Origin of the sequence: Streptomyces sp. NPDC051940 (assembly GCF_040680895.1) — a bacterium.
Classification (GTDB): domain Bacteria; phylum Actinomycetota; class Actinomycetes; order Streptomycetales; family Streptomycetaceae; genus Streptomyces.
The window spans coordinates 1-8,168 of record NZ_JBFAXR010000211.1; the positions used below are offsets into that span (position 1 = coordinate 1).

6 protein-coding genes are annotated in these 8,168 nt (G+C 74.4%); 3 read left to right on the plus strand and 3 right to left on the minus strand.

What is annotated here, in order from left to right; genetic code table 11:
* Window positions 1-748 precede the first annotated feature (748 nt).
* The gene (locus tag AB0M28_RS38785; protein ID WP_365415263.1) at window positions 749-1,855 is read left to right on the plus strand and encodes a hypothetical protein; all 1,107 of its coding nucleotides are present in this window, start codon (window positions 749-751) and stop codon (window positions 1,853-1,855) included.
* Window positions 1,852-3,831, plus strand: a complete 1,980-nt coding sequence (locus tag AB0M28_RS38790) for a tetratricopeptide repeat protein (RefSeq protein WP_365415265.1) — start codon at window positions 1,852-1,854, stop codon at window positions 3,829-3,831. The genes AB0M28_RS38785 and AB0M28_RS38790 overlap by 4 nt, the downstream gene beginning before the upstream one ends.
* Here the strand turns inward: AB0M28_RS38790 and AB0M28_RS38795 are convergent.
* Window positions 3,779-4,435, minus strand: a complete 657-nt coding sequence (locus tag AB0M28_RS38795; RefSeq protein ID WP_365415268.1) for a SurA N-terminal domain-containing protein — start codon at window positions 4,433-4,435, stop codon at window positions 3,779-3,781. The genes AB0M28_RS38790 and AB0M28_RS38795 overlap by 53 nt on opposite strands.
* Window positions 4,436-4,666: 231 nt before the next feature.
* On the opposite strand from AB0M28_RS38795, the gene AB0M28_RS38800 reads away from it, so the two are divergent.
* On the plus strand, window positions 4,667-5,785 hold the full coding sequence (locus tag AB0M28_RS38800) for an acyltransferase (protein WP_365415270.1): 1,119 nt from the start codon (window positions 4,667-4,669) through the stop codon (window positions 5,783-5,785).
* A gap of 21 nt (window positions 5,786-5,806) precedes the next feature.
* Here AB0M28_RS38800 and AB0M28_RS38805 read toward each other — a convergent pair whose 3' ends face one another.
* Together AB0M28_RS38805 and AB0M28_RS38810 are read right to left on the minus strand one after the other, a co-directional pair.
* On the minus strand, window positions 5,807-6,604 hold the full coding sequence (locus AB0M28_RS38805; protein WP_365415272.1) for a dienelactone hydrolase family protein: 798 nt from the start codon (window positions 6,602-6,604) through the stop codon (window positions 5,807-5,809).
* Between the two features lie 69 nt (window positions 6,605-6,673).
* Window positions 6,674-7,573 carry a class I SAM-dependent methyltransferase gene (locus AB0M28_RS38810; RefSeq protein WP_365415274.1) on the minus strand — a complete coding sequence of 300 codons (900 nt, stop codon included), beginning with the start codon at window positions 7,571-7,573 and terminating at the stop codon, window positions 6,674-6,676.
* Window positions 7,574-8,168: the final 595 nt, after the last annotated feature.

Genomic DNA, 8,168 nt, shown 5'->3' on the forward strand with positions numbered 1-8,168 from the left:
GGGGCCTTGCCGGGCGGAGCGCGGGGGGCCGGCGCCATGGCGCCGCCCAGCGGTCGGCTCCGCTGGCGCTGCGCCGGTGCGAAGCGGGGCGGCTCCGCTGCGCTCCGCCGGGGGATGCCTTCGGTGGGCCGGTGGGGTGGCGCCGGCTCCGCTTCGCTGCGCCGGCTGATGCGTAGCGAGCGGCTCCGCTGGCGCTCCGCCGTGGGTCGTCGTCGGTGGGCCGGTGGAGGTGAGCCGACTCCGCTGCGCTGCGCCGGCAGAAGCGCCCCGTGCCAGGGCGACGGGCCCCTCCCAGCGTGACCGGCCCCCACCTCAGCCCGTCCGGCGTTTGAGGACTGAGGCGCGAAGCGCCGAAGCGCGCCGCAGGCGCCAGCGCGACCGGACGCTTCCAGCGGGGCCGGACCACCCCCTCAGCCCGTCCGGCGCTTGAGGACTTCGGGCGAAGCCCGAAACGCGTCAGCCGACGCAACCGCACCTCCAGCCCGTCCGGCGTTTGAGGACTGAGGCGCGAAGCGCCGAACCGCGCCGCAGGCGCCAGCGGGACTGGACGTTTCCAGCGGGGCCCGACCACCCCGTCAGCCCGTCCGGCGTCTGAGGACTGAGGCGCGCAGCGCCGAAGCGCGCCGCAGGCGCCCGCGCAAACCGCACCGCGCGCAGCGGGCCGCCCCCAAGGCTCACCCACTGTTCACCGCGCGGCCCCCGCAACGTCACACCTGGCGCAAGCACAGGGGTGAATCGTGCTGCGCCTATGAGAAAGCTGTGGCCGCTCCGGCCCCCCACCGCCCCCGGCCTCGCCGAGAGCGCGGCGTATCTGGCCCGTGAGGCCGGACCGCGGCCCGCCGTCACGCGGGCGCTGGGCGAGCTGCTCGCCCAGCAGGCCGCCGACCGGGGCGCGCTCTCCGCCGAGGGCTTCGACGCCCTGCTGCGGGCCGGGCGCGCGGCCCTGGACGGCGGCCGCCCCGGGCTGGCCCTCGAGCTGGCGGACGCCGCCCTCGCCGGGCGGCGCAAGTCCCGGGCCGGCTGGCGGCTGCGCGCGGGCGCGCTGGACGCGCTGGGCCGGCACACCTCCGCGCTCGAGGCGTACGAGCGGCACCGCGCCCTCACCCCGAACGGCGACCCGGCGCGGACGTACCCCGAGACGGCGGAGAAGCACCGGCTGCTGACCGAGGCCGCCGAGCTGGCGCCCGGTACCGCGCTGGCCGGGGCCGTACGGGCCGAGCGCGCACCCGACGAGGTCCGCGCGGCCTTCGCCGCCGAGGTCACCGACCGGCTGCGCGCGCAGGGCGCCGCCTCCGCCGAGGTGCGCCGGCTGGCCCGGCTGTACGCGGCGTACGCGCTGCTCCTCGACCACGGCCGGATGCCCGACGCCGCCCTCACCGGCACCGCCCCGCTCTCGGTCGGCGATCTGCGGGGCCGGCTCGCCGGCAGCTCCGTCTGCCTGGTGGCGCAGGGCGGGCCCACCCCGCCGGACGACTACGACACCGTCCTGCGCTGCGGCAGCTTCCGCGCCGACGAACGCGCCGACGGCCACGTCACCACCGTCGCCGCCGGCGACAAGTGCCTGGACCGCGACGTCACGTACCGGATCGTCCTGGGCGAGGACCACGCCGCCTGGCGCGAGGCGCTGCGCCGCACCGTCCCCGGCGCCCAGCGGTATCTGGGCGACGAGACGCTGCGCCGCCCCCTCACCGACCCGGACCTGCTCGGCGGGCAGCCGTCCGCCGCCCCCGCCGTGGCGATGGCGGCGCTGCTCGACTTCCTCGACGTAACCACGCATGTCGATCTGTACGGCTCCGACCGGCTCACCGCCGCCGAGCGGGACCGGCTGAAGAAGACGAGGACCGTCCTGCGATGAACTACGCCCGCAAGCGCCGTACCGCCTTCATCTGCCGCGTCACCGCCGAGGACGCGTACGGCACCCTCCCCGCCCTGCTGCGCAGCCTGGCGCTGACGAACCCCGCGCTCTGCGAGGACTTCCTCGTCCTGCACGCGGGCCCCGACGACGCCCTGGACCGGGTCCGTACGCTGCACCCGCGGCTGACCGGGCGGCCGCTGGACGCCCCCCTCGACGCGTACGACGAGCTGATCGAACTGGAGCCGCACTGGATGGTGGCCGCGGACCTGGCGGTCCACCGGACGCCGCCCGCACCGGAGTCAGAGCCGGACGACGCCGGCTTCTACGCGTCCTACTTCCGCCTCAAGGGCCCCAAGCACCCCGACCTGGTCGTCCACTTCGGCCTCCCCCTCCTCGCCGCCCGCCCCGCCGTCGACCTGGCCCGCACCGTGGCCCTCGCACTGCGCGAGCGCGGGCGGTACGAGGAGGCGGTCGGCGTGCTGACCGGCGTACTGGACCGGGCGAAGGCCGACCAGCCCCGCTTCCACGAGACCCTGGGCTCACTGCTCGTCGCCGTCTCCCGCTACGCCGAGGCGGAGACGCATCTGCTGCTGGCGACGGCGTCCCCCGACGTGGCGCCGAAGGCGTTCAGCCAGCTCGCCCGGCTGGCGTGGCTGCGCGGCGACGAGTCCGCGGCCCGCGAGTACGCCGCGGACGGCCTCGACGCGGAGCCGGTCAACCGCACCTGCCGCGCCTACCTCACCGGCGGGGCGGGCGGCGCCGCGACGGCCGTACCGGACCGCCCCGCCGACCAGTTCGCGCACGCCGCGCTGTACGCCACGGGCCAGGAGAACGCCGGCGACAAGCTGCTGCCGGAGGCCGTACGCCTGTGCCTCGACCCGGACACCGGCCCGGACCGCTGGCACCCCGTCCCCGTCCACCGGCTCTTCGACGAGCGGGCGGCCGAGGAGGTCAACGCCCGCCGGGGCCTGATCGTGGGCGGCGGCGGGCTCTTCCTGCCCGACACGATGCCGAACGGCAACAGCGCCTGGCAGTGGAACATCCCCGACGCGATGCTCGCCCGGATCACCGTCCCGCTCGCGGTCTTCGCGGTCGGCTACAACGTCTTCGACGGCCAGGACTACGCCCGCGGCGCCCGCTTCCGGGAGAGCATCACGGCCCTCGCCGACCGGTCCGCGTTCTTCGGCCTGCGCAACCGGGGCTCGATCGAGAAGGTCCGCGAACTGCTCCCGGCGCGGCTGCGGGACAGCGTGCTGTACCAGCCGTGCCCGACCACGGTGTTCCGCAAGCTGCTCCCCGGCTGGACGGACCCGCCGCCGGCCGAGCGCACGGACACGGTCCACATCAACTGCGCGTACGACCGCGCGGGTCTGCGCTTCGGCTCCGGATACGGCCACTTCCTCGCCGAGATGGCGCACGCGGTACGGGCGCTCGGCGAGCGGGCGGAGGTCCGCTGCGCCCCGCACACCCCGGCCGACGAGCGTTTCGTACACGACCTGCGCCGCGAGCACGGCGTCACGCTGCCGGTCGACCCGCTCTACGACTACTCCAACGCCGAGGTCCGGGCCCTGTTCCGGCGTACGAAGCTGGTCATCGGCATGCGCGGCCACGCGGGGATGATCCCCTTCGGCTGCGGCACCCCGATCCTCAGCCTCGTCTCCCACCCCAAACTGGGCTACTTCCTGGCGGACATGGACCGTCCGGAGTGGGGCGTGTCCGTCCACGAGCCGCGGCTCGGCGCGCTGCTGACGGAGCGCGCGGCGGCGCTGCTCGACGACCACGCGGCGGCGGTCGCCGACGTCCACGGGCGTCAGGAGGTGCTGTGGAAGCTCACGCGGGAGAACCTCGCGGCGCTGCACGGGGCGTTCGGCCTCGCGGCCCCTTTGGTGCCGGGGCCGCGGGGCGGGAGTCCGGCCGTGTCGGCTACTGCTGCTGTTGCTGCTGCTGCTCCGCCGCCGCCGGTGCGCCCGCGCTGACCGGCTTCAGCCACGGGAGCTCGCTGTTCTGCAGGGCGCCCTTCTGCAGCGTGGTCGCGTTCCACTCGCCGAACCGGGGGTTGACGTCGATGTGCAGCTCGTCGGCGGCCTTCTCCAGCGCCTTGCCGGCCGCCGCCTGGTCGCCGTTGACGACCTGCAGCAGGCGGTTGACGCCGGCATCCTGACGGGCGACGGCGTCCAGCTGGGAGGGCGCGATCCCGCCCTGCAGCGCGGCCGCCTCCAGCGCCTCGGCGCTGCCGAAGCGCTCCTCCAGCGCGGCGCGGGACGCCTGCACTTCGGCCGCGTCCGGCTGTCCGGCCCCGGTGTCGACGAGCGCCCGGTCCAGCACCCGGTCGAAGATCATGTTGTAGAGCGTGCTGCGCTGCAGCGAGGGCGTCTTGGCGATCAGGTCGGCCGCGTTCGGCGCGGCGTTCTGCGCGTCCCGCGTCTCGTCGACGCGCGACTGGACCTGGGCCACCGTGATCCGCTCCCCGCCCAGCGTCGCCGCCGCGCCGGGATGCGGCGTGTCGCCGCAGGCGGTGAGCAGCGGCGCACCCAGCAGGGCGAGCAGCACGGCGAACTTGGGACCAGCGGCTTGGCGCATTGCGGCCTCCGGGGCGGCGTCCGTACGTCAGCGGGCGGGAGCTTACCGAGGAACTCGGGGTACTTCGTGAACTGCGTCACGATCTTATGCACCGGCTCCGGCCCGGGGCCACTCCTTCGACGCGGTCCGCTCACGTTTCTGCCGACAGCGCCCGCTTGTGTTCCCCGGGAGTTGGCGGCGCGTACACCGGGCCACCACCCGGCCACCACCGGCCCACTAAAGGGTGTCCGCGTGACCACATCCGACACTCCCGTCCACCCCGGCGTCGTCATACCCAGGCAGGCCGGGGCGCCCGACGGCGAGATACGCCCGCGCGACCAGGCCCCCGGGCGGCAGCACCGCCACGACATCGACCTGATCCGGCTGCTCGGATCGTCCGGGGTGATCCTCTCCCACGTCGGCGCGCTGTTCATCGAGGCGGTGGGCCGTAAGTCCGGCAACGGGCCCGGCGCCTACTGGGCGGGCATGACGGCCAACGCCATCGGCGCGTACGCCGTGCCCATGTTCTTCGCGATAGCCGGCTGGGCGGTGCTGTCGGGGGCGCCGCCCAAGGACAGCCGCCGGATGTGGCAGCGGCTGCGCCGCACGCTCATACCGATGTTCGTCTGGACCGCGCTGTACCTGCTCTGGGCGCACTTCCGCGACACGAACAAGGCCCCCGTCGCCGAGCTGGCCGTCGACTCCCTCTTCGGCACCGTCCGCCCCGCGTACCACCTGTGGTTCATGTACGCGTACCTGCCGATCATCGTGCTGCTGGCGTTCGTCGTGCTGCTGCGGGCGGGCCAGAAGCCGTGGCTGATGGGCGGCGTGCTGCTGGCGCTGGCGAGCGGTCCGGTGCTGATGAACGACCTGCACGGCCTGACGGACCGGGACCTGCCGACGTTCGGCTGGGGCTTCGGCGTCTACTCCCTCGTGTACGCCGTACTGGGCGCCTTCCTGCTGTCCCGCCCGACCGCCCCCGGCGGCCGCCGCGCCCGGATCGCCTGGCTGTCCCTGGCCGCACTGTGCGCGGCCGGCGTCCTCTACTACCAGAGCCAGGTGCACTACGCGATGCCCAACGCCAGCATCGTGGGCGCGGTGTTCACGGGCGCGATCATCCTGGGCCTGAGCCGGATCCGGGTCCCGGCCCGCGTCCGCCCCTTCGCCTCACGGCTGGCGAACGCGGCGCTCGGGGCGTACCTCTGCCACATCCTCGTGCTGGACGTGGTGGCCGACCCGTTCGTCGACACGGACCTGAGCGGGGCGGCGGCGGGAGGGCTGGTCGCGGGGCTGACGGTGGTCAGCATCGCTTGCTCGTTCGGGTTGAGTCTGGCGTGGCAGCGGCTGGGGTTGAAGAAGGTGCTGGGGTAGTGGGCGTGCGCTGCGGCGCCTTTACGTGCCCAGGTGCCGGCTGATGAAGTCGCGCCAGGTCGCGATCGCGGTGGGCCTGGTTTCGTCGTGCGGTCCTGTGTAGGCGATGAGTTCCTTGTCCTGCGAACCCAGGGCGTCGAAGAGCGCCAGCTGTCCGGCGCGGGGGAACAGCTCGTCGTCCCACTGGATGTGGAAGAGGACCGGGGCGGTGATCCGGCGGGCGTCGGCCGTCACGCGCTCCGGGGCGTCCAGCCCCGGGTGCAGCGCCGGGCCCAGCCGTACGCCGAACTTCCCGAGGACCGCGCAGCGCAGCCGGTCGCCCAGGGCGGCCGCGAGCGGGATGCCGAAGCGTGCGCCCATGGACAGGCCGAGGTAGGCGACCCTGCCGCCGTCCGCTCGGCCCGCGTCGCTCACCGCGTCGATGGCCGCCAGCCAGTCGTCCGTCATCCGGTCCAGGACGGCCTCGATCCCCTCTTCCGCGATACGGGCCTGGTAGACGGCGGGCGGCAGCGGGGCCGGTACGCGCTCGCCGTGGTGGGGGCCGTCGATGGCGAGTGCCGCGCAGCCGGCGTGGGTGGTGAACCAGCGGGCCAGGTCCTGGATCCGGGCGCTCGTCTTGTGCCCGCTGCCGCCGTGGCCGAGCAGGACGAGGGGTGGTCGTGGTGGTCGTACGGCGTTCCCTGGCGGGAGCCAGAGGGCGGCGGGGAGGGGGGCGCTCGCGCGGGGGAGGAGGAAGGTGCGGGGGGTTGTTGTTGTGTTCGGGGTGGTTGCGTTCGGGGTGGTGGTGTTAGGGGTGGTCCATTCCGGCTTGATGTCCACGCGGGCCATCCAAGCAGGGGGTGACTCGTCTCCGCTTGACCTCCGGAGACCAGCCACCCCCCTCGGGGATCAGGTCGCCCTGAGAAAGCCCGAGTTGGCCGCCCGGCCCAGAAACGTGAAGCGCGAATCGCCCTTGAGGTGGACCTCCAGGGCCTCCTCCACGCCGGGCCAGTTCGCGTCGCCGTAGTCGTCGAGGACGACGATGCCGCCCGGGGCGGCGATCTTCTCGGCCCACTCCAGGTCCGCGAGCACGCCGTCGCGCGAGTGGTCGCCGTCGATGATGATCACGCCGTACTCCCGGTCGGAGACCGCCGCGCGCACCTCGGGGTCCTCGGAGTAGCCCGGCTGAATCCTGGCCGCCTGGCCGGCCGGGCCGGCGAGGGCGAGGTTCTCACGGACGGCCGCGAGGCGGACCGGGGTACCGCTGGGATCGGCCCGCTCGACGGCGGCGTCGGGCTGGAGCTGCAGGCCGGCCAGCGGGTCGACGATCGTCACGGACGGCTCCAGTCCGGCGCGCTGCAGCATCCGGGTCAGGGCGGCGGCGAACATCCCGTACAGGGTGCCGATCTCGAGCACCTCGCCGTTCGGCGGCTTGAGCAGCGGGACGGTGGCGAGCTTCCCGCAGATGTTGATCGTGCCGCCGGCGATCCGCCCCACGCCGAGAGCCTCCAGGGCGACAAGCGTCCGGAACGCCTGCGCGATATTGCGCTCGGCGGTCTGCGGCCGCTCGCCGGTCGTGTCGCTCACGGCCTTGGCCAGGACGGCCAGTTGGTGTGCGGTAGGGGTACGGGGGAGGCCGCGTCCGGTGCTGCCGAGCAGCAGCTCGAGCGCCTTCTCCTCGGCCCGGGGCGCCGCCTCCTCGGTACGCGTCGCCGCGGCGCGGCGGATCGCCCGGTCGATGCGCTGATCGATGAGGTCGGCGACGGGCCGCAGGGCCCGGCGGGCCAGTCGGTTGGTCAGGAGAGTCATGCGGGAAGCTTCATCAGACGGGGGTGACTTCGGGGAGAACGGGGGGTGTTGGGGGGTGGACGCGTCGCGGTCGCTGCGGCGTCGCGGTGCGCGCTGCGCGGGGGTGGTCGGTGTACGTCGGGTGGTCGGCGCCGCCCGCGCCTTCGGCGCGGGGTTGCCCCCACCCACACGCCACCCGTTACGGGATATCTTCCCTGACGCCGGCGCCTGGGGGTGCCACGGAAGGGCCGGTCACCGGTCGGGGCACGCTGTGGGGGTTGGGCGGGTGTCGGTTGGTGGCTTTGTGGCGGGGGGTGACTATGTGGCGGGGGGTGGCTTTGCGGCGAGGGGGTCGTGGCCGGTCGTCGTCTTAAACCGAAGTGTTCCTGCGGCCCCAAGGGGCCTTGCCGGGCGGAGCGCGAGGGGACGGCGCTGCGCGCCGCCCAGTGATCGGCTCCGCTGCGCTGCGCCGAGGGATGCCGGTGGTGGCCCGGTGGGGCTGTGTCGGCTCCGCTGCGCTGCGCCGACGTGCACCTGCGCCCTCCCAGCCCGTCCAGCGTCTGAGGACTGAGGCGCGAAGCGCCGAACCGCGCCGCAGGCGCCAGCGAGACCCGAC